The sequence below is a fragment of the Enterococcus alishanensis genome, assembly GCF_019218635.1.
GTDB classification, from domain to species: domain Bacteria; phylum Bacillota; class Bacilli; order Lactobacillales; family Enterococcaceae; genus Enterococcus_A; species Enterococcus_A alishanensis.
Genome location: NZ_JAHUZB010000005.1, coordinates 190,017 through 210,252, shown reverse-complemented (window position 1 = coordinate 210,252; position 20,236 = coordinate 190,017). Strand labels below are relative to the sequence as shown.

General features: G+C 36.3%; 19 protein-coding genes. 13 read left to right on the top strand and 6 right to left on the bottom strand.

Going from position 1 to position 20,236, the window contains the following annotated elements; all coding sequences use genetic code 11:
* Positions 1–73: 73 nt before the first annotated feature.
* Entirely contained in the window at positions 74–451 is a 378-nt protein-coding gene (locus tag KUA55_RS13570; RefSeq protein ID WP_218326917.1) for a DUF1622 domain-containing protein, read from the bottom strand.
* 178 nt (positions 452–629) lie between these two features.
* On the opposite strand from KUA55_RS13570, the gene KUA55_RS13565 reads away from it, so the two are divergent.
* Positions 630–2,309: a ribonuclease J gene (locus KUA55_RS13565; protein WP_218326916.1), complete on the top strand. Its 1,680-nt coding sequence runs from the start codon at positions 630–632 to the stop codon at positions 2,307–2,309.
* 54 nt (positions 2,310–2,363) lie between these two features.
* Here the strand turns inward: KUA55_RS13565 and KUA55_RS13560 are convergent, their stop codons facing one another.
* Positions 2,364–2,921 carry a chromate transporter gene (locus KUA55_RS13560; RefSeq protein ID WP_218326915.1) on the bottom strand — a complete coding sequence of 186 codons (558 nt, stop codon included), beginning with the start codon at positions 2,919–2,921 and terminating at the stop codon, positions 2,364–2,366.
* Positions 2,922–3,467, bottom strand: coding sequence for a chromate transporter (locus tag KUA55_RS13555; RefSeq protein ID WP_218326914.1), 546 nt, complete (start codon positions 3,465–3,467; stop codon positions 2,922–2,924).
* A 127-nt stretch (positions 3,468–3,594) separates the two neighbouring features.
* Between KUA55_RS13555 and KUA55_RS13550 the strand changes: the two genes are divergently transcribed.
* The 3 genes from KUA55_RS13550 (at position 3,595) to KUA55_RS13540 (ending at position 6,117) form a co-directional block, all read left to right on the top strand.
* Positions 3,595–4,437, top strand: coding sequence for a LysR family transcriptional regulator (locus KUA55_RS13550; protein ID WP_218326913.1), 843 nt, complete (start codon positions 3,595–3,597; stop codon positions 4,435–4,437).
* A gap of 80 nt (positions 4,438–4,517) precedes the next feature.
* Complete coding sequence (locus KUA55_RS13545) at positions 4,518–5,735, top strand: FprA family A-type flavoprotein (protein ID WP_218326912.1); 1,218 nt, start codon at positions 4,518–4,520, stop codon at positions 5,733–5,735.
* Between the two features lies 1 nt (position 5,736).
* Complete coding sequence (locus tag KUA55_RS13540) at positions 5,737–6,117, top strand: VOC family protein (RefSeq protein WP_218326911.1); 381 nt, start codon at positions 5,737–5,739, stop codon at positions 6,115–6,117.
* A 34-nt stretch (positions 6,118–6,151) separates the two neighbouring features.
* Here KUA55_RS13540 and KUA55_RS13535 read toward each other — a convergent pair whose 3' ends face one another.
* Together KUA55_RS13535 and KUA55_RS13530 are read right to left on the bottom strand one after the other, a co-directional pair.
* Positions 6,152–7,912 (bottom strand): ABC transporter ATP-binding protein, encoded by a 1,761-nt coding sequence (locus tag KUA55_RS13535; RefSeq protein ID WP_218326910.1) that lies wholly within the window; start codon positions 7,910–7,912, stop codon positions 6,152–6,154.
* A gap of 18 nt (positions 7,913–7,930) precedes the next feature.
* Positions 7,931–8,623 carry a MarR family winged helix-turn-helix transcriptional regulator gene (locus tag KUA55_RS13530; RefSeq protein ID WP_218326909.1) on the bottom strand — a complete coding sequence of 231 codons (693 nt, stop codon included), beginning with the start codon at positions 8,621–8,623 and terminating at the stop codon, positions 7,931–7,933.
* 229 nt (positions 8,624–8,852) lie between these two features.
* On the opposite strand from KUA55_RS13530, the gene rpsN reads away from it, so the two are divergent.
* The 4 genes from rpsN to KUA55_RS18655 all read left to right on the top strand — a co-directional run bounded on the left by rpsN (position 8,853) and on the right by KUA55_RS18655 (position 12,246).
* A complete protein-coding gene (gene rpsN, locus KUA55_RS13525; RefSeq protein WP_218326908.1) occupies positions 8,853–9,122 on the top strand; it encodes a 30S ribosomal protein S14 in 270 nt (89 codons plus the stop codon).
* Positions 9,123–9,164: 42 nt separating this feature from the next.
* Entirely contained in the window at positions 9,165–9,281 is a 117-nt protein-coding gene (locus KUA55_RS13520) for a putative metal homeostasis protein (protein ID WP_218326907.1), read from the top strand.
* Between the two features lie 12 nt (positions 9,282–9,293).
* A complete protein-coding gene (rpmF, locus tag KUA55_RS13515; protein ID WP_218326906.1) occupies positions 9,294–9,458 on the top strand; it encodes a 50S ribosomal protein L32 in 165 nt (54 codons plus the stop codon).
* A 316-nt stretch (positions 9,459–9,774) separates the two neighbouring features.
* Positions 9,775–12,246: an ABC transporter permease gene (locus KUA55_RS18655; protein WP_343214727.1), complete on the top strand. Its 2,472-nt coding sequence runs from the start codon at positions 9,775–9,777 to the stop codon at positions 12,244–12,246.
* A gap of 76 nt (positions 12,247–12,322) precedes the next feature.
* Here the strand turns inward: KUA55_RS18655 and rarD are convergent, their stop codons facing one another.
* Positions 12,323–13,222, bottom strand: a complete 900-nt coding sequence (gene rarD / locus KUA55_RS13505) for an EamA family transporter RarD (protein WP_246601530.1) — start codon at positions 13,220–13,222, stop codon at positions 12,323–12,325.
* Positions 13,223–13,659: 437 nt separating this feature from the next.
* On the opposite strand from rarD, the gene KUA55_RS13500 reads away from it, so the two are divergent.
* The 5 genes from KUA55_RS13500 (at position 13,660) to KUA55_RS13480 (ending at position 20,236) form a co-directional block, all read left to right on the top strand.
* A complete protein-coding gene (locus KUA55_RS13500; RefSeq protein ID WP_218326904.1) occupies positions 13,660–15,549 on the top strand; it encodes an endonuclease MutS2 in 1,890 nt (629 codons plus the stop codon).
* A 129-nt stretch (positions 15,550–15,678) separates the two neighbouring features.
* Positions 15,679–16,620, top strand: a complete 942-nt coding sequence (locus KUA55_RS13495) for a zinc ribbon domain-containing protein (RefSeq protein ID WP_218326903.1) — start codon at positions 15,679–15,681, stop codon at positions 16,618–16,620.
* Between the two features lie 16 nt (positions 16,621–16,636).
* Positions 16,637–17,578 carry a serine hydrolase gene (locus KUA55_RS18375; RefSeq protein WP_246601529.1) on the top strand — a complete coding sequence of 314 codons (942 nt, stop codon included), beginning with the start codon at positions 16,637–16,639 and terminating at the stop codon, positions 17,576–17,578.
* A 64-nt stretch (positions 17,579–17,642) separates the two neighbouring features.
* Positions 17,643–19,064, top strand: coding sequence for a zinc ribbon domain-containing protein (locus KUA55_RS13485; RefSeq protein ID WP_218326902.1), 1,422 nt, complete (start codon positions 17,643–17,645; stop codon positions 19,062–19,064).
* Between the two features lie 23 nt (positions 19,065–19,087).
* Positions 19,088–20,236 carry a glycoside hydrolase family 3 protein gene (locus KUA55_RS13480; protein WP_218326901.1) on the top strand — a complete coding sequence of 383 codons (1,149 nt, stop codon included), beginning with the start codon at positions 19,088–19,090 and terminating at the stop codon, positions 20,234–20,236.

The following is a 20,236-nucleotide window of genomic DNA, read 5'->3' as shown; positions in this document are numbered from 1 at the left end:
AAAATAAAAATACTCCTGACTAAGACAAAATTAATCTTAGCCAGGAGTATTTTTTGTACGAAAATGAAATCAATTATTTTTTCAGATCGGTTTGTCCTTCTTGAATTTCTCGGCTTAAGAAATAGGAAATCACCGTTCGAATGATTACGATTAGGCCTAAGCGGAAAATATCTTGGAAAGTTGGATTAATAATCGAGTCAATAATATCCGCCACAATCAATAATTCTAAACTTAATAAGACGTAGCTACCTAAAAATGCTTTGATTAGACGATTTTGTTGGATGACATCCAAACGATCGAATTTTCGAGTTAATAAATGGGTGAAAAAATCTTTTGATGCTACGACAGCACCGATAATTAAGATCAGGATGGAAACGATATTTAATAGCGAAGAAATCAATTCAAAAATGGGAAAAATAAATGCATCTAATTGCTGATGTAAATCGGCCATAACTGTCACTCCTTATTTTTATATTTTACCATAATCAATAGAATAGTTTTAAAATGACGTCAGAGAAATGTCTTTTCAGAAAAAATCATGTATAATGAATAGGAATATGCACAAACCGAACTGTTACGGGGTTTGAGAAAGCTATTGTAGATAAATAAAATATGAGAGGTGGACTGTTTTGAGTACAGTAAAAATTATTCCTTTCAGTGGCGTACGGGAAAATGGTAAAAACATGTACGTTGTGGAAGTGGATGAAGATATTTTTGTGTTGGATTGCGGCCTGAAATATCCAGAAAATGAATTGTTAGGAATTGACGTAGTGATTCCTGATTTTACCTATTTAGTTGATAATGCCGATCGCGTTGCGGGGGTCTTTTTGACTCACGGACATGCGGATGCCATCGGTGCTTTACCTTATTTGGTTTCCCAAATCAATGTGCCTGTTTTTGGAACGGCGCTAACGATTGAATTAGCCAAATTAAGTGTCAAAGACAACGATGAAAGTAAAAATTTTAAAGATTTCCACGTGATTGATGAGCATGCTGAAATTGATTTTGGTAAAGCCGTGATTAGTTTCTTTAGAACGACTCATACGATTCCGGATTCTGTCGGAATTAGTTTGAAAACGGACGAAGGTCATGTTGTTTATACGGGTGATTTTAAATTTGATCCGACAGCAATTCCTATGTATGCCACAAACTATAAACGTTTGGCAGAAATTGGTGGTGAAGGGGTTTTAGCCTTATTAAGTTCTTCATCAAATGCTGAAAATCCGTTACAAGTGGCTTCAGAATTAGAAATTGCTGGAGAAGTCTTTGATACCATCAATGACTGGGACGGCCGAATTATTGTGGCTTCCGTAGCAAGTAATCTGCAACGGGTCCAACAAGTGTTAAATGCAGCTGAAAAATCTGGTCGAAAAGTAGTTTTAACTGGACAAGATTTCGAGCGGGTAATCCGAACAGCGATGCAATTAGGCAAGTTAGAAGTTCCAGAGGATATCATCATTACCTTAAAAGAAATGAAAAAATACCAACCTGATGAGCTGTTGATCTTAGAAACTGGTCGGATGGGTGAGCCAATTAAATCGCTTCAAAAGATGGCGAATGGCTCTCATCGTAATTTGCACATTACTAAAGGTGACTTGGTATATATCGTAACGACACCAACGATTGCGATGGAAACAACAGTAGCCAAGACTGAAGACATGATTTATCGTGCCGGTGGGATTGTAAAAAGCATTTCTGAAAATCTACGGGTTTCGGGTCATGCCAACCCACGTGATTTACAGTTAATGATTGAATTTATGTCACCAAAATTTTTCATTCCGGTTCAAGGAGAGTATCGTCAATTGGCGGCTCACGCTGATTTGGCTCATGAACTTGGAATGGGCTATAAAAATATTTTTATTACCGGTCGTGGAGATGTGCTGGAATATAAAAATAATCACATGAGTGCTTCTGGTAGCGTGCCTGCTGATAATGTCATGATTGATGGTATTGGTGTGGGCGATATCGGTAATATCGTTTTACGAGATCGGAAAGTCTTGTCAGAAGATGGTATTTTTGTGGTAGTAGTAACAATTGATCGCAAAGGAAAAAGAATTGTTTCGGCACCACAGATTACTTCGCGAGGTTTTGTATATGTCAAAGCCAGTCGTGATTTGTTGAAGGAAAGTGGCGAAATGACGAGTGAAATCGTTGAAAAGCACTTGCATTCTGATGATTTTGAATGGAGTAAGCTAAAAACGGAGATTCGCGATACGTTAAGTCGTTATTTGTTTGATCAAACTAAACGCCGTCCGGTTGTTTTACCAGTAATTATGGAAGCAACACAACGTAGAAAACGTAAAAAATAAAACAGAAAACCGCTAAAGAGTCAGCTATAAAGGCCGATTCTTTAGCGGTTTTTTTTAATATACGAAAAAGCCAAAAACACCGGCTAGACAAAGCAATAAAATCGGATGAATTTCAAAGCGTTTTAATAAAAACCAAGAGCCAATAAAAATAATGACTGCGCGAATGTCCAACATGGAAAGTCCAGTGATTTGTGAAAATTCTGAAGTAGTGAAAAACGTCAATAAAATAATGGTTAAAGCTGCAGAGGCGATTAAACCTGCTGATGAAGCTTTTAAGCCTTGTAAAATAGTTGATACGACTTTAGATTCTTGATGACTTTGAAAGAAATTAAATAGTAGTAACGAAATAATAACCCCAGCGATAACGGCGCCAATCGTTGCCACCAACGCCCCACTGATCCCAGCGACTTGCATCCCAACAAAGGTAGAAGTATTAATCGCTAAAGGTCCAGGAGTCATTTGCGAAATGGTAATGACATCGGTAAAGACTTTTTGGGTAAGCCAACCTTGTTGCTCGACGACTTCAGCTTGAATCAACGGAATAATCGCATAGCCGCCACCGAAACTAAATAAACCAATCTTAAAAAAGCGCCAAAATAATTCTAATAACATTTATTTAGCCTCCCGTTTAAGATTTAGTAACATTAAAATACTAGCAACAACTAAAATTAAAACAACATTGACTTGTAAAATCGCATTGGCAATAAAACTACCAACCAAAATAATCAGCAATAAACTTTTTTTCTCCAAACGAATGACTTTCACCATGTCCACCACGACTTCAAGGATTAATGCTGCAACAGCAGCCTGCATGCCTAATAAAACTGCTTGAACGATTTTATTAGCGGCAAAAGCGACATAAAACTGTGAAATGACACCGATAATGACTAAAGGTGGAATAATTCCACAAATAAAAGCAATCCAAAAACCTATTTTACCGTAGGCTTTTTTTCCGGCTAACACACATAAATTTAAAGCAATTGCCCCAGGGGAAGACTGAGCAATCGCCGCCATTTCTAATAAATCATCTTCTGTGAAGAAGCGCCCCACATAGTATTTGCGAATCATTGGAACGACTACATAGCCGCCACCAAAAGTGAAAGTACTGATTACTAAATTAATCCGAATCAGCCATAAAATTTCTTGATATTTTTTCATTCTATCTACTCCTGTACGCTTTTTTACAAAATACCTGATCATTTCATTTTACTGGTATTTTTAGGGAGTGTGAAATGATAATATAAGGGTGTAGACATGAATTTGAATCATGGGAAGGAGAGTTTTTTTGAATTTTAATCAATGCGTGATTTTTTATCATGTGTGTCGTGAGTTGAACTTTACTAAAGCTGCCAAGAAATTATTTATCACCCAGTCGGCAGTTTCTCATGCTATGAAAGAATTAGAGAATGAAGCTGGTTATCCTTTAATTGAACGTTTGCATAGGGGAGTTAAGATCACACCAGCAGGTTTAGAATTTTATCATTCAGTTATTCCTTTAATAGAAGATTTTAATAAGTTGAATCAGCAACTGCCGCGTTTAGCTAAAAAAGTTCCTATGAAAATCGCTGCTTGTATGACCTTTGCGGAAAATGACTTAGCTACTTTTATTCAGGGTTTAAGCCAGCAAGGTATTTTGACGGAAGTCCAAATTGCCAAAGCTGATGAAGTCCTCTCATTACTGGAAAATGGGGAGGCAGATTTAATCTTTTTAGAAGGGCCAGCTCCATCAGGTACTTTTTTACAAAAGGAAATCAAAAGTTATTCGTTAGGTTTTTTTACCAATCAAGCCGTCGCACAAAAATTGCCAGCTAAAATGAAATTAGCCAATATACTGCAGGAAAATTTATTGGTACGGGAACGGGGAAGTGCTGTACGAGAGCTATTGGAAGCAGCTTTAGTGTTGAACCATTTGGCGTTACATCCTAGCTGGCAAAGTAATGACTCGGCTGGTTTAATAGCAGCTGCGAAAGCTGGCTTAGGGATTGCTTTTTTGCCGAAAGTTTTAGTAGAGACGAGTGATTTAGTAGAAATAAAGGTCACTGACTTAGCATTGGAAAATCCCGTGATTGCCTTGATGCGAAAAACAGCAGAAAATTCGCCAGTTTATCAAGTTTGGAAAAATTTATAAGTGGTTGACGAAAGTAAGTGAAAAACGTAACATTATATAGAGAACGCTTACTTAATTTGGAAATTAAAGGAGTTAGAACAATGCAAAACATTAGAAAAGTAACAGAAGACATTTATTGGGTGGGGGCTTCTGATCGGCGCTTGGCGCTATTTGAAAATCTATTTCCAGTCAATCGCGGGATTTCCTACAATTCATTTGTCATTTTAGATGAAAAAACAGCTTTAATGGATACTGTGGATTCGTCGATAACTGATTTGTTTTTAGAAAATGTCGAGGCTGCTTTGGCTGGTCGGACCCTGGATTATTTAGTGATTCATCATATGGAACCAGATCACTGTGCCAATATTGAAGAAATCGTACGCCGTTATCCAGAAGTAAAACTAGTTGGGAATAAATCAACTTTTAGTTTCTTTGAACAGTTTTATCCAATGGATGCTTCTAAAAATTATTATCCTGTTAAGAAAAATGACGAATTGAATTTGGGTGCCCATACTTTGAAATTTACGATGACACCGAATGTTCATTGGCCCGAAGTGATGATGTCATATGATTTGAAGGATAAGATCTTGTTTTCTGCTGATGCATTTGGTTGTTTTGCGCCAATTGATGGAAATTTATTTATGAATGAATTAGATTTTGACCAACGAATTTTAGCGGAAGCTCGCCGTTATTATGTAAATATCGTTGGACACTATGGGAAAAATGTTTTGTCTGCTTTGAAAAAGCTATCTGCATTTGAGATTGATATGATTTTACCTTTGCATGGTCCTGGTTATTCTGGTGAATTGATCGAAAGAATGCTTCACTACTATCAAACTTGGGGTGCCTATCTACCAGAAGAAAAAAGTGCTTTGCTTCTTTATGGCTCAATGTATGGTAACACCGAAAATGCCGTTGATATTTTAGCTGGAAAATTAGCAGAAAAAGGTGTGGCAAATATAAAAATAGTCGACATTTCACGGACGGATCCCTCTTATATTATGGCGGATATTTTTAAGTATTCCAATTTAGTCTTTGCTGGCACCAATTACAATACAGGTTTGTATATTAAAATGGATAATGTTATTCGCGAAGCCTTACATCTAGAAATAAAAGACCGCAAGATTTCTTTCATCAGGAATGGTACTTGGGGTGGAAAAGCTCTAGAAATTATGCAGAATTATTTCAGTGATGAAAAACGTTTTACGATTGTTGGTGAACCGGTAGAAATCCATTCTTCAGTGAAAGATGGCGATTTAGCACCTATTACTGAATTAGCGGATGCAATTGCAGCTTCAATATTAAAGGAAGAGGAATAAGATGAGAATTGAACATATTGCTTTATGGGTAGATGATTTAGAAAAAGTTAGTCAATTTTATCAAAAATATTTTCAAGTAGAAAAATCTGAAAAATATCAGAATCCTAAGACGGGTTTTAGTTCTTATTTTCTTAGCTTTGCCAGTGGAAGTCGCTTGGAACTGACTAATAAAAAATATTTGAGTCCCCGCATTGCTGATAGTTTGGGTTATGGTCATATCGCAATTGCAGTAGGTGATAAAAAAGCTGTCGATCAGATGGTGGAAAGATTTCTTGCCGATCATTTTCCATTATTAAGTGGTCCTCGGACAACTGGAGACGGCTATTATGAAGCAGTGATTCAAGATCCTGAAGGAAACTTGATTGAATTAACGACAGATTAAAAAAACGTACGCCAAATTTTTTGGCGTACGTTTTTTAATTGACCACTTGCTCTCTAACATATTCAGCGTAAAGTGGATGATTGTTGATTAATTCAGTGTGGGTCCCATGACCGGTGACACTGCCTTTTTCAATAAAATAAATTTGATCAGCATCTACAATAGTTGATAGCCGATGGGCGATGACCAAAGTGGTTCGCCCTAACATTAAATCATCTAAAGCCCGTTGCACTTTTTCTTCTGATTGGGAGTCAAGACTAGCAGTTGCTTCGTCTAACATCAAAATTTTAGGATCTCTTAAAAAAGCGCGAGCAATCGCAATCCGTTGTTTTTGACCGCCAGATAATTTTACGCCCCGTTCACCAATTTCAGTTTCTAATTCCTTAGGAAAATCCTTCACAAATTGGTCTGCATAAGCTAGCGACAAACCATGCCATAACTCTTCATCACTCAAAATACGGTTAAGACCATATTGCAGATTATCACGAATACTACCAGCAAAAACAGCACTATCTTGTGAGACATAACCGATTTGGGCGCGCCATTCTTGTAAATCAATCGCTTGAATATTTTGCTGACCAATTTTTATGGCTCCGCTAATTGGTTCGTAGAATCTTTCAAGTAAAGAAAAAATAGTTGATTTTCCGCCACCACTTGGCCCAGCGAATGCAATGACTGAATTAGGTTTGGCTTCAAAAGAAACATCTTTTAAAATAGGATGTTCTGCTGAATAACTAAAAGATAAGTTTTCAGCAGTAATAGTTTGCCCGACCACATCGATTGTTTCACCAGCACCAATTGGTTCAAGTTCCGTTTGAAAAATTTCTTGAATCCGTTCAGTTGAGCCCATTGCCTTTTGAACTTGTGAGAAAAAGGTCGCGAAGGTTGCAGCGGGTGCAATAATATTAAATAGATAAAGTAAAAACGCAACTAATGAGCCACTAGTTAAAGTTCCTGCTTGCACTCGGACAGCCCCGTAGCCTAAAATTCCAACGAATAAACCTAACATCGCTGTCATCATAATCGGTTGTACAACAGCTTCAATCTTGGCATCTTTCACGCCCAAAGTGAAGATTTTTTGAATAAAGTTTCCACCAGAAGTGACTTCTGCTGCCTCACCATTACTGGCTTTGATTAATCGAACCTCAGATAATTTTTCACTAGCATCAGCATTAAAATCGGCAGTAGCTGCTTGTAGTTGACGACCAATTTTTGACATGATTTTTCCAATTGGCAGCATAATCAAAGCAATAATAGGAACAGCGCTAAAGATTAAAGCCGCCATCTTCCAATCCATTAAAAATAAAATAATCATCGAGCCAATTAGTTGAATCCCACCAGTTACGAAATTGGGAAATTGTGATGTCACCAAGTCTTTGATAACTGAAGTATCGTTGACTAAACGCGAACTGCTTTCACCAGATTTATGATCATCGAAATATCCAACGGGTAACTTCAATAAATGGGCCCATAATTTTTCTCTTAAGGTTTTGACGGCGGTTTCTCCTACATAGCGAAGCAAAAAGCCATCGATTGTACCAAATCCAAGCTGCGCAATAAAGGCCAAGGCTAAAATAATAAGCATCTTACCATCAATTTTAGCCAAGTTTGAAGTGTCGACTAAATTTTTAGTTAATTGCGGCACAATCAGACTGGCACCACTAGTAATCAGACTCAATAGCATGCCTAAAATAAATAAGCCTTTTCGAGGATTAACGCTATTGATTAATTTGATAAAATCCTTGAATTTAAATTTTCCGCGTACTTTTGGTAATTCAGGTGCAAAACGTTGATCCATTAACATATCCTCCGTAAATTAAAAATCGTGCCATTCATCATGATCTTTTTGGTCAAAAGGCGGACGTCCAAAATTTCTGCCACCAAAAGGAGGTCGTCCGCCAAAGCTGCCGCGATGACCAAAAAAGCCTAGCTCTTTGAAATTTTCCCGCATTTCTTTTTTTAATTTTTTTATGTCTTCGTGGGACATATCACGCCAATCACCATATTGATCTAGATAACTCTCTTTTAACGCTTGAATGGCTTGCATACGATCCATCGGGTCTACGAATTTCTCAGCTTGTTTTTTCATTTCAGATTCCCAACCAGCGGGAATCTTCCCTAAAAGTTGGCTAAATTCTGCTTGTTCCGCTTCATTTAAACCAGCAAAAAAATCATCACTGGCATTTTTCTCACCAGATGCTGCATTTTGTTCCGCTTTTTTTCGTCCGGTTTCCGTTAAGTAGACGCGTTTAATTCTTTTGTCATTCTCATCTTCTTTTCGTAAAATGTCGTGACTGTTTTCCATTTTTTTTAATAACTCAGCTAAAGAACTGGGGCGTAAATCTAACACTTCAGCTAAATAGCTTTGAATTAAACCATCTTCTACAGCTAAAATTGCTAAAACTCTTTGTTGTCCTGATAAATGTTGCTTGTTTTGACGCATAAAAGCATTACTAGCTTCACTTATGAAACGAAATTGTTTCATTAAATCATCAGTAAATTGACTCATATTTATTTCCTCATTTCATCTATTTTTTTAAATAATTCGGTACCGAACTTTATTTCGATTTTGATTATAGTTCGGTACCGAACGGTTGTCAAGAATTTTGTAGCAAAATTTTTTTATTGACAATTTAAATAAATCCTGATAAATTTATTGAGGTTAAATCATAACCATTACGATTTGTTGTGGAGAAATTGTAAAATTAATCTTATTAAAAATAAATGGAGGAACCAAAATGGCAAAGAAATCAAAAATTGCAAAAGCCAAAAAGCAAGAACAATTGATTGAACAATATCGAGAAATTCGTGCTGAACTAAAAGCCAATAAAGATTATGCTGGTTTGGCTAAGCTTCCGGTGGATTCAAATCCTAATCGTTTAAAAAATCGTGACAAGATTGATGGTCGCCCCCGCGGCTATTACCGTAAGTTCGGTCTGTCTCGGGTTAAATTTCGCGAGCTAGCCCATAAAGGTCAAATTCCTGGCGTGAAAAAAGCCAGCTGGTAATAACTACTGAATCATCAAATTATTTGTATAGGAGAATGACAGATGGAAAAAAATAACTTAGCAAGTGCTTATCGTAGATTGAAAAGTCCCAATATCCGTACTAAAAAACGAGCATTGAAAATTATCAAAGCAGCAAAGAGAACTAAAAAAGGGATTTAAGGAGGAGTTATCGTGGCTGTACCAGCAAGAAAAACATCCAAAGCCAAAAAACGCCTTAGAAGAACCCATCAAAAATTGAATTTCCCAGAAATTTCAGTTGATGAAGCGACGGGAGATTTTAAACGAAGCCATCATGTCTCTCGTAATGGCTTTTATAAAGGACGTAAAGTGTTATAGACAAAAAGAGATTGACCTCACGGGTCAATCTCTTTTTTTAGATTAAATTGCTAATTATTTGGTAGAATTGATGTGCAACGAATAAAATGATTAGTTCATAAGCGATATCTTTTGAGACGGTTTGCCATTTCTGTTGGATTAAATTTTTCATAGGCCTCTTCCTCTCTACTTTTTATAAGCTTAACTAGAAAATATGAATGAACTGTTGTGAAAATTTGCAGAAAAAATAAAAGTTTTATTAGGATTAAGATTCCACAAGATTGCAGGAACGAATGATAATTATTATACTGACTGTAAAAGTCACTAGATAAAGTAGGTGAATAAAATCAAAAATGTGTATTTAAAATCAATTTATCGCGATATTAAAGCTTCTTTTGGCCGTTTTATTTCCATCGTGTTAATTATTTTTATGGGTGTCATGCTATTTGTCGGTATTAAATCGGTTGGACCTGATTTGGAAGCGACAGTTAATCAATTTATTAAACAAAATGAGTTGTCAGATGTCCAGATTGTGTCTTCTGCTGGTTTGACGAAGGAAGATCAGAAAGCCGCTGAAGAAATTAAAGGGGTACAAGCAGAATTAGGTCATAGTTTTCCAGTGACATTAAAGCAGCAAAATATTCAATTGTATTCCTACAGCAATAATCAAGCGAACAAATTAACTCTGACTGCCGGTCATTTACCAAAAAAGAAAGATCAGGTTGTTTTAGATGAAAAATTAAGAAATGACTATCGAATGGGCGACCAATTCACGATTGACAATCAGCAATTGCGGCAACAGGAATTTACAGTCGTTGGTTTCGTGACCTCTCCGATTTATGTGGATGAAAGAGAACGAGGAACGACTACCATTGGTGATGGAGAATTGGCTGGCTTTATGTATCTGCCAGAAACAGCTTTTGATGATCAGAATTTTTCGATTCTTTATATTAGTTCTGATCGCTTGAAAAGTATTGATTACTTTTCTAAAAAATATGAGAATCGTTTAGAGAAATTAGACGAGCAATTGACTGAAGTTTTTACTCAACAAGGAATAGCACGTCAGGAACAGTTGCAATCAGTTGCTGACCAACAAGCATTAGCGAATGGGCTGGAAGCTGGTACGATGGAAATCGCAACACCAAATTATATGATTAATCCCCGTAACAGTAATCCAGGCTTTACTGAATACACTAGTCTCTCTGATCGAATTGATGCAATAGCAAATGTCTTTCCGGTCTTTTTCTTTTTCATAGCTGTCTTAATCACCTTTACAACTATGACACGAATGATTGAAGAAAATCGAAAAGAGATTGGTACCTTAAAATCACTCGGTTATCGTAAGCGTGAAATAGCCAGTAAATATATTTTATATGCTTTGTTAGCGGCATTGATTGGGACAGTTTTTGGCGTGGTCATCGGCACATTGGTATTACCGAAAATTGTTTTCCATCTATTGAGTGATCAGTATATTTTTACGAACTATCAATATCATTTTATTTTTTGGCCAATAGTTTTAGCTGTTATTGTGGCATTGATAGCGACTTTAGGTGCTTCTTTATTAACTTTAATGAAAGAATTGCGGGAAAATGCGACGACTTTATTAATGCCTAAAGCACCAAAAGCCGGTAAACGGGTTTTTCTGGAAAGAATCAAACCGATTTGGCGGCGAATGAGTTTTAATCAAAAAGTGACTTATCGCAATCTTTTTCGCTATAAAGCGCGGATGATTTTGACCATCGTTGGCATTGCTGGTTGTACAGGATTAATGCTGGCTGGCTTTGGTCTACAAGACTCCATCAGTGCACCAGTAGAAAAACAATTTGTAGCCTTAACGAAATATCAAGGAATCGTTACTTTAAACGGGACTGTACAAACCGAAGCGGAAAAGGTTTTGACGGAAAACCCACAAGTTACTGCGGAATTGCCAGTTTACACCGATACGGTAACATTCAATCTTACTGGACACAGTAAACAAACGGCGACACTTTATGTCAGTGATCAACCAGAAAAATTTAGCCAATATGTTGCCTTAAAAGATGAAAAAACAAAAGCACATATTTCGCTATCTAATCAAGGAGCATTAATTTCCCAACGATTAGCCAAGATTTACCAAGTAACCAAAGGTGATCAACTGACTTTTGAAGACAATGATGGCAAAAATTATCAAATTAAAGTGGCGGGAATCGTTGAGAATTATTTGGGTCATAATCTTTATTTAAGCAAAGAATATTATCAGGAAATTTCTGGCCAAACTTTCACGCATAACAGCTATTTAATTAAGACGAAAAAAATGACTAATTCCCAAGAGAAAAAATTAGCAGAAGATTTGCTGCAAACTGGTGAAGTGTTAACCACGACTTATACCAGCAATCAGATGGCTAAACAAGAGGCGGCCACTGAAAATCTAGGCTCAATTGTTCTGATTTTTATTGTTTTATCAGGCACATTGGCTTTTGTTGTTTTATATAATCTCACCAACATTAATATATCTGAGCGGGCACGAGAATTAGCGACGATTAAAGTTTTGGGCTTTTTCAACCAAGAAGTAACGATGTATATTGTGCGGGAGAATATTATGTTCACTTTGTTTGGGATTCTATTTGGTTTCGGGATTGGGAATTTACTGACTCGTTTCATCTTAGCGATGGCATCATCAGATATGATTGTTTTTCCTTTGGTGATTTCATGGCAAGGATATGTCATATCAGCGGTAATGACTGTTGTGTTCTCTGTCATTGTAATGGGCGTGACCCATTTTAAACTAAAACAAATAGATATGATTGCCGCTTTAAAATCAAACGAATAAAAAAGGCGTAACTGTGATGAGGAAATCCTTAAAAGATCAGATTAAAAATCTAATCTTTTAAGGATGCTCCATCCAGTTACGTCTTTCGGTATTTTAGGCCAGTTTTAACGCTGCCATATACAAAAATAAGAATCCCTAGCCAAATAAATGAAAAGGCGATAAATTGCTGTAATGTGTATGTCTCATGAAAAAGAAAAATTGCCATGATTAACATGATTGTTGGATTGATATATTGAATAAAGCCTAAGATAATAAATGAAATCCGCTTAGCAGCTTCAGCAAATAATAACAATGGAATCGAAGTAATTGTACCTGCGCCGAATAATAAAAGATTGGTGCTCCAGTCATATTGTAAAAAGCCATCAGGAGCGAAAAATAAAAGATAGGCTAAGGCGAAAGGAAAAATCACTAAGGTTTCCAAGGTTAAGCTCGTCGCCGAACCGAGAGCTAAGCCTTTTTTGATGAGTCCATAGATACTAAATGAAGCGGCCATCACTAGTGAAGTGACCGGTAAATGTCCCGTTTGAATGGTCAGTAAAATGACACCGATTAAACCAAAGACACAAGCGATTTTGGCTGTACGGGAAAGCTTTTCCTTTAAGACGAGCGTACCCAGTAAAACATTTGCTAATGGATTAATATAATAACCCAAACTGGCTGCTGTCACATCACCGATTTGAACACTATAGATAAAAGTCCCCCAATTTACAGTGATAAAAATTGCTGCTAAAATAATTGCGAGAATTTTTTTCTTTTCTTTTTTCAGCATAGCAACATCTTTAAAAAAAACTTTTCGCTGTGATTTAACGACTAATAAAAATAAAACCATCGTGACAAAAGACCACACGACTCGATTAAATAATAAACTGACTGCTGGTACTTCTCCTAAAAGCTTCCAGTAAAGTGGAATAATACCCCACAAGACATAGGCAAAAATTCCTAGTGTAATCCCCTTTTTTTCTTCATTTCTCTCCATAAATACTTCCCTCATTTTTTCGTGAATGGCTTATTATAGCACAAAAAAAAGTTGTTTTTAGCGATAAAAAGACAAAATAACAGGGGTATGATTGTGCAAAAGTAGCAATTGACTTCAATTTTTAAAATGTAGATGAATAATGAATCTTGTAAAAGAGAAATTGACATCGGACATGTAAATTGGTATAGTCAAATTGAAAAATAAATTAAACCAGTCCAGAATGGGGAATATTTGTGAGTGTAACAGGTAACTAATTCGTAAGTCGAATAGCTAGAAAAAATGCGAGCTGTCGCAGTTTATTTAGCATGCTTATTAGTGATACCTGTCGAAATAGTTTACGATGCTAAAAGACGATAGTATGACTGTCGTCTTTTTTGTGTCGATTTTTGGTCTAATTTATTTTTACCGTCAGGTGTCCTTTTCAAAAAGGAGAAGAAATGAATACAGAAACTTTTAAACAATTACAATTTGATAAAATTCAAACCGAAGTTCAAAAAAGGGCGATTGGTGATTTAACCAAAGAAAAAATTGCCCACTTAGCACCGCAAAGCAATCTTGCAACTGTCACAGTCTGGCAAAAGGAAACACAAGAAGCCCGATTGATGATTGATTCTGGTCAACACGTGCCTTTTATGGGGTTAGTCAGAATCAATCAATTGAATCAACAAATAAAAAAAGGCTTGATTTTAAATCCAGCTGAATTAACTGAAGTAGCTGATTTTTTACGGAGTAGTCAGCTGATGGTGAAATTTTTTGATAAAAATCGCTATCAAGCACCAACTTTAGCTAGTTATAGTCAGAATTTACCTGATTTTAGTAGTATGACTGAAACAATCTATCAAAAAATCCAACATCATAAAGTAAGCTCTGAAGCCAGCCGCTTCCTGCGTAAAACCCGGCGACAAAAAAGTGAGACGGAATCAGAAATTCAAGAAAAATTAAACAAGTATTTACGTCATCCAAATAATAAAAATTGGATTCAAGACAGTATCATCGTCAAAAAAGGTGAACACTTTACCATTCCGATTAAAGCCAGCTATAAAAATAAAGTCGACGGTACAGTGATTGAAGAATCAGGAAAAGGTCAAACGGTCTTTGTTGAACCTAGTACAGTTAGTAAATTAAATGAAAAATTGAGTTTCTTAATAGCTGATGAAGTGGCTGAAGAATATCAAATTTTAGCTGAATTGACTGGTGCACTAGCTGAAAATCAAGATTTGATCGATTTTACGATTGAAAGTATTAGTGGCTTTGATTTAATTTTTGCTAGAGGGAAATATAGTCGAGAAATGAATGGGATAACGCCAAAAGTTAATAAAAATGAAGTGATTAAAATTATTGCGGGAAAACATCCATTTTTGAGCCAAGAAGCAGTACCATTAGATTTTGAATTGGGTGAAAATTATCGTGGATTAGTAATTACTGGTGCAAATGCTGGAGGCAAAACGGTGGTACTTAAAACAGTCGGTTTATTTAGCTTGATGGCAATGTTTGGTTTACAAATACCGGCAGCAGAAGGTTCAGAAATAGCTGTCTTAAATGATTTATTTGTCGATATTGGTGATCAACAAAATTTAGAAAATGCCTTGAGTACTTTTTCTGGTCATATGAAAAATATTGCTGAAATTTTACGCCAAGCAAAACGCCATAGCTTGGTTTTACTGGACGAAATTGGGAGTGGAACAGAACCAAACGAAGGGGCAGCTTTAGCCATTGCCATTATGGAAACTTTGTATCAATCAGGCGTGTTAATCGTTGCCACGACTCATTACGGTGAAATTAAGCGATTCGCTGAAACCCACGAAGATTTTGTACCAGCCGCAATGGCTTTCGATCGTGAGAACTTGACTCCTAAATACCGTTTGCAAGTCGGTAAGACTGGTGACAGCCAAGCGTTATGGATTGCCAAAAAAATGCATATGGCGCCAGCATTAATCCAGCAAGCCGCAAATTATATTTCTGATAAAAACTATCTAACTGAGAAGAAAATTTTTCATTCAGTCAAAGAAACTTCTCAAATAGAAAAACGATCAGAAGAACGTTTTAATCAAGGAGATCAAGTTATTTTAACTGAAACCAATCAAGTCGGCTTGGTTTATCAAGATGAAGGCAAAGCCGAAGTGACAGTTTATTTGGAAAAAGAAATGATTCCTATTTTACGAAAAAGATTGAAATTAAAAATGACCGCGCAAGAATTGTATCCAGCAGATTATGATTTAAGCAGCTTATTCGTGGACTTTCATGAACGAAAAAGAGAAAAAGATTTGGCCCGTGGATCGAAAAAAGCTCATAAGGAATTGGATAAAGAGATGCGTTTAAGAAGATGATATAAATTGAACACCGACTGAAGAGTCGGTGTTTTGCTTATATTCCAACTTTTTTCTTAAGATAATCTAAGTTATAATATAAGTAATAATTTTGTTTGTTGGGATTTTTTAAAGGGAGAAGGGGTATTGATGAAAATTTGTCCAAATTGTCATTATGAAAATGAAGAAACTGCATTATTTTGTGAACATTGCGGTAGTAAGCTTTCAGTTGAGCGAACTGAACTGGGGAGCCGATCACAAATGAACCATTCAAAAACACAAGCACGAGAAAATTTCGTCATAAATAAACAGCCGAAAGCACCAAAACCTAAATGGCCTATCATTATAGCTGCTTTGGCAGTTGTCGCTGTTGTTGGAGGAGTAGCTTTTGCTGTTGTGGGAAATAATCAGCCAGATTCGGTAATTAAGACGACCACCACGACTTCTTCTGATGATCCAACTAAGTATGATGATGTGATTGCTGAAGCCAAAGCTTTAACAATTAACGGGGATTTCAAAGAATCAAATCGTAAATTAGCAACCATCTCTGCCAGCGATTTAGGGAAAACCATTTATTCTCCGATTAAAGATGAAGTCGATCGGTTGACTAAAGAAAACGATGAGGGAATCGAAGAAGAAAAAGAGGATGAACGTGAAGAAAAAGAAACCGATAATAATCAAGGAGACAGTCGTTCTGAATCTTTACCAAGTGGGAGTGCTTTTACTGGTAGCTATGGTAAATGGGCTAATACTTATAGTTTTTACTACAATCAATCTAGTCAAAAACATCAAACATTAAAAATTAGTGCCAATGGTGCAGTCACACAGACGAATGCTGGAGGTTCACAATATTTTGGAACAGCAACAATTACTGGTGCAAGTGGAGATATTTTAAGCTATGAAACAAATGAGCAGTATCCAAGTTCGATGCCGGAAACTAAAACGATACATCCAGATGTGAAAATCACTGTGACTTGGGAAGGTGGCAGTAAGCAAGTATATTATGGCTATCTTTCTTATTCATCTCGTTTGGCATTAACTGATGGCTCCCACAAAGGTAGCGGCGTCAACGAAGTTTGGTTGACTTACTAGGAAAGGATGTATCAATTTGGGTCGAAGAGAATTGCGGAAAAAAAATAAAAAGCAATATCCGATATATCTAGGCATTGCTTTAGGTCTTTGTTTATTAGCTGGCGGATCGTACTATGCCACGACGCGAATCTTTCAAGAAAATAAAACATCAGAAACAAGTGAAATAATCAAAGAAAGTAGTACCGAGTCCACTTTAAATACAATAGAATCGACTGTCAATAGTAGTGACGAAAAGACAACTGCAACGACTGAAGAAATACAATCAGTTCAATTAGATGCTAGTCAATTGGAAGCAAATGCCAGTCAAGTTGCGTATGGTGCCTACTATTTTGATTCTGGAAAAACAATTTCAAATGACAATACTCAGCCGATGATAGCAGCTAGTATTATCAAAGTATTTGTGATGGATTATGCTTACAGTCAAATTTCAAATGGTAGTTTAACAACTGAGACAATGATTCAAGGAGCTACTTTAGATTCCTGGATATATCCAATGATTCAACAAAGCAGCAATGAAGCAGCCAATGTATTGATTGATTATTTTGGAATGGAACAATTAAATTTTTATTTTCAAACACAAGGTTATACCAATACTCGGATAGAGCGAAAAATGTTAGATTATACTGCCCAAGGTGCAGGGAAAGAAAATTATACCTCCTTAAATGATTGTCTGGCATTTTTGAAAAAGATTTATACCAATCAAACCACTTATCCATCTAGTCAGATGCTAACTATTTTAAAAGGACAAGGGATTCAAACCAAAATTCCTAGCAAATTACCAACAGGAACAGTAGTCGCGAATAAAACTGGTGAGCTGGCAGGAGTAGAAAATGATATTGCTTTGGTTTTTAGTGAAAAAGCCCCCTTTGCGCTAGTTGTGTTAACCAATAGTGTGATTAATTCTGAAGGCTTGCGAAGTGCCATTGGCGACTTTGCTTTAGCTTGTTATCAAGCGTAAATCTAAAATAACTCAAAACATCGTTACTAATAAAGTTGCGATGTTTTTTTTAGGAGAGATGATCATGAAAATTTGTCCGAACTGCAAATATAAAAATACTGAAGATGCCCACTTTTGTGAGAATTGTGGCCATTCTTTAGAAAACATAAATCTTGATACTCAAATTATACCTTCAGCTTCGAAGCAAAAAAAATCCATCAATCAACATTCAAAAATTTTTATCGCTTTATTCAGTGTAATTGCTGCTATGCTAATCGGCGGCCTCTTTTTTGGAAATTATTATTATAACTATCATCGTCAAATGAATCGAATCGCTGATGCGTTTGAAGCCGGAGATAGTGAAAAATTGACTAAGATGGTTATTTCTGGCGAAGAAGATTATCAGATTTCTAGTAAAAAATTAGACAGATTGGTTGATTATTATCAGCTTTCAAGCCATGAGAAAAATTTCACTGATTTTATTGAATCATTACGCACCAATCAGGTGGAACTGCAAGATTTTAACATAAAGCAAACTGGGAGATACTTTGGATTATTTAAAAAATATCAGTTAGAATTGCTACCGGTTTATTTAAAAATCTCGACCGATCAAGCAGGCACGGAAATTTTTCTTGATGGCAAAAAACAGGGAACTTCCAAAGGTGATGACTACCTACTAACTTTAGGTCCGCTGACACCTGGTCGATATGAATTAAGCGGTCGTTTGGAGGGTCAAGAAAATCAAGCGAATTTGGATTTGGTTCGTTATAAAAATAATGATTTTGAAAAAAATAGTAACGTACACTTAGATTTACATCGAATTTCTTTTAAAGTTACATCAAATATCGATGGTGCTCAAGTTTATTTGGATGATGAAGCTGTAGCGACTATTGATGAAGGCTTTGCCGAAATTAATGATTATGTCTGGCATCAAGGATTGACTCTTGAATTACGTTATCAATTGGATGATGAAGAGCTGAAAACGAGTTCACGGAGAATTGATGATGATGAATATTTAGCTGAAGATTACGAGGCTAATGATCTCCAGTCGATGATCACGCTGGATTTTTCTGAAGTTCAAACCAGCAATGATGTGCAAAATTTTTTAACTGAGCTATATGATGACTTATCTGACTATACTAGTGAATATGTTACTTTTGAGACCCCTCAAAAAAATGATTTTGGGAAATATTTTGTAAATGCTAGAGAAAATTCTGATGAACAAGACTTTGAAAAATTTATTAATGAAATTCGAGATGATAATGGACGAAACAGAGTGAAGGCACAACCGGAAGTAGAAAGTGTGACGATGACTTTAGAAAACCAATATACTGTTCAATACTTAATTCACTATGATACGGTTTTTAATGATCGTAATCTAGACGAAATCAAGCAGGTTTTTCGTTACAAACAAGCAACCTTGAAGTATAATACCGAAGATGGTCAACTGCAGATAGACAATCTTGGAGGAATAGAAAATTTTGAGACAGTTGATGAAGGTTCTTAAAATGATCAGATTAGGTGAGAAGATTGGTTAAAAAGAAATGCTTATGGTTAGTAATCGGAATATTTGGTTTGTTTTTATTAGCTGCTTGTAGACAGCAAAATAAGACAACGACAACGACTGAAAAAAATCAAATCAGTAGCAGTACGACTACCGTTGAAAGTTCACAAGAAGAAAGTCAGGTGGAAAAGTTGTTGCAACAAATGACTTTGGAAGAAAAAGTGGGCCAGTTATTTCTCGCACGGGTTCCTGAAGAAGGTGCGATTGAAGATCTTCAGAATTATCATTTAGGTGGATATTTGCTATTTGATCGAGATATGGCTGGTCTTGGGCAAGCCGACTTGAAACAAAAAATTGCTGAATTTCAAGAAAATAGTCCAACGCCATTATTTATTGCTTCTGATGAAGAAGGTGGAACGGTCAGCCGTTTGAGTCGGAATAAAATTGTTTCGCCACCTTTTGAAAACCCACAAGAATTGTATCAAAAAGACGGATTTGATGGGATTGTTCGTGACATTGATCGAAAAGCTGCGATTTTTAATGAGTTAGGCATTCAACTGGGGATGTCACCTGATGCGGATGTCTCTACTGATCCAGAATCATTTATTTATGATCGGACGATTGGTTTAGATGCTGCCGGGACCAGCGAATATGTGGCAAAAAGTGTTGGTGAAATGTCTAAGGAAAAAATCGGCTCGACTTTAAAACATTTTCCTGGTTATGGTAACAATCGTGACTCTCACACTGAAATTGTAACAGACGAACGAAGTCTAGAAGAGTTGCAGACTACAGATTTTCAGCCTTTTATTGCTGGCATTCAAGCAGGAGCAGATAGTATTTTAGTTTCCCATAATATTGTGAATGGGATAGATAGCAGTCAACCGGCATCGATTTCGCCGGCAGTTCATGAAATTTTGCGTGATCAGTTGAATTTTAAAGGTGTGATTATGACAGATGATATGGATATGGCTGGTCTGGCAGAATTTATTTCGCAAGAAGAAGCTGGATTGAAAGCCTTGCAAGCAGGTAATGATTTAATCTTATCATCTAGTTATCAGACACAGATTCCTTATGTTATTCAGGCAATTCAAAATGGTCAATACAGTGAAGACGCGTTAAATCAATCAGTTTTACGGATTTTGAATTGGAAAGAAAAGTTAGGCTTAATTAGTTAG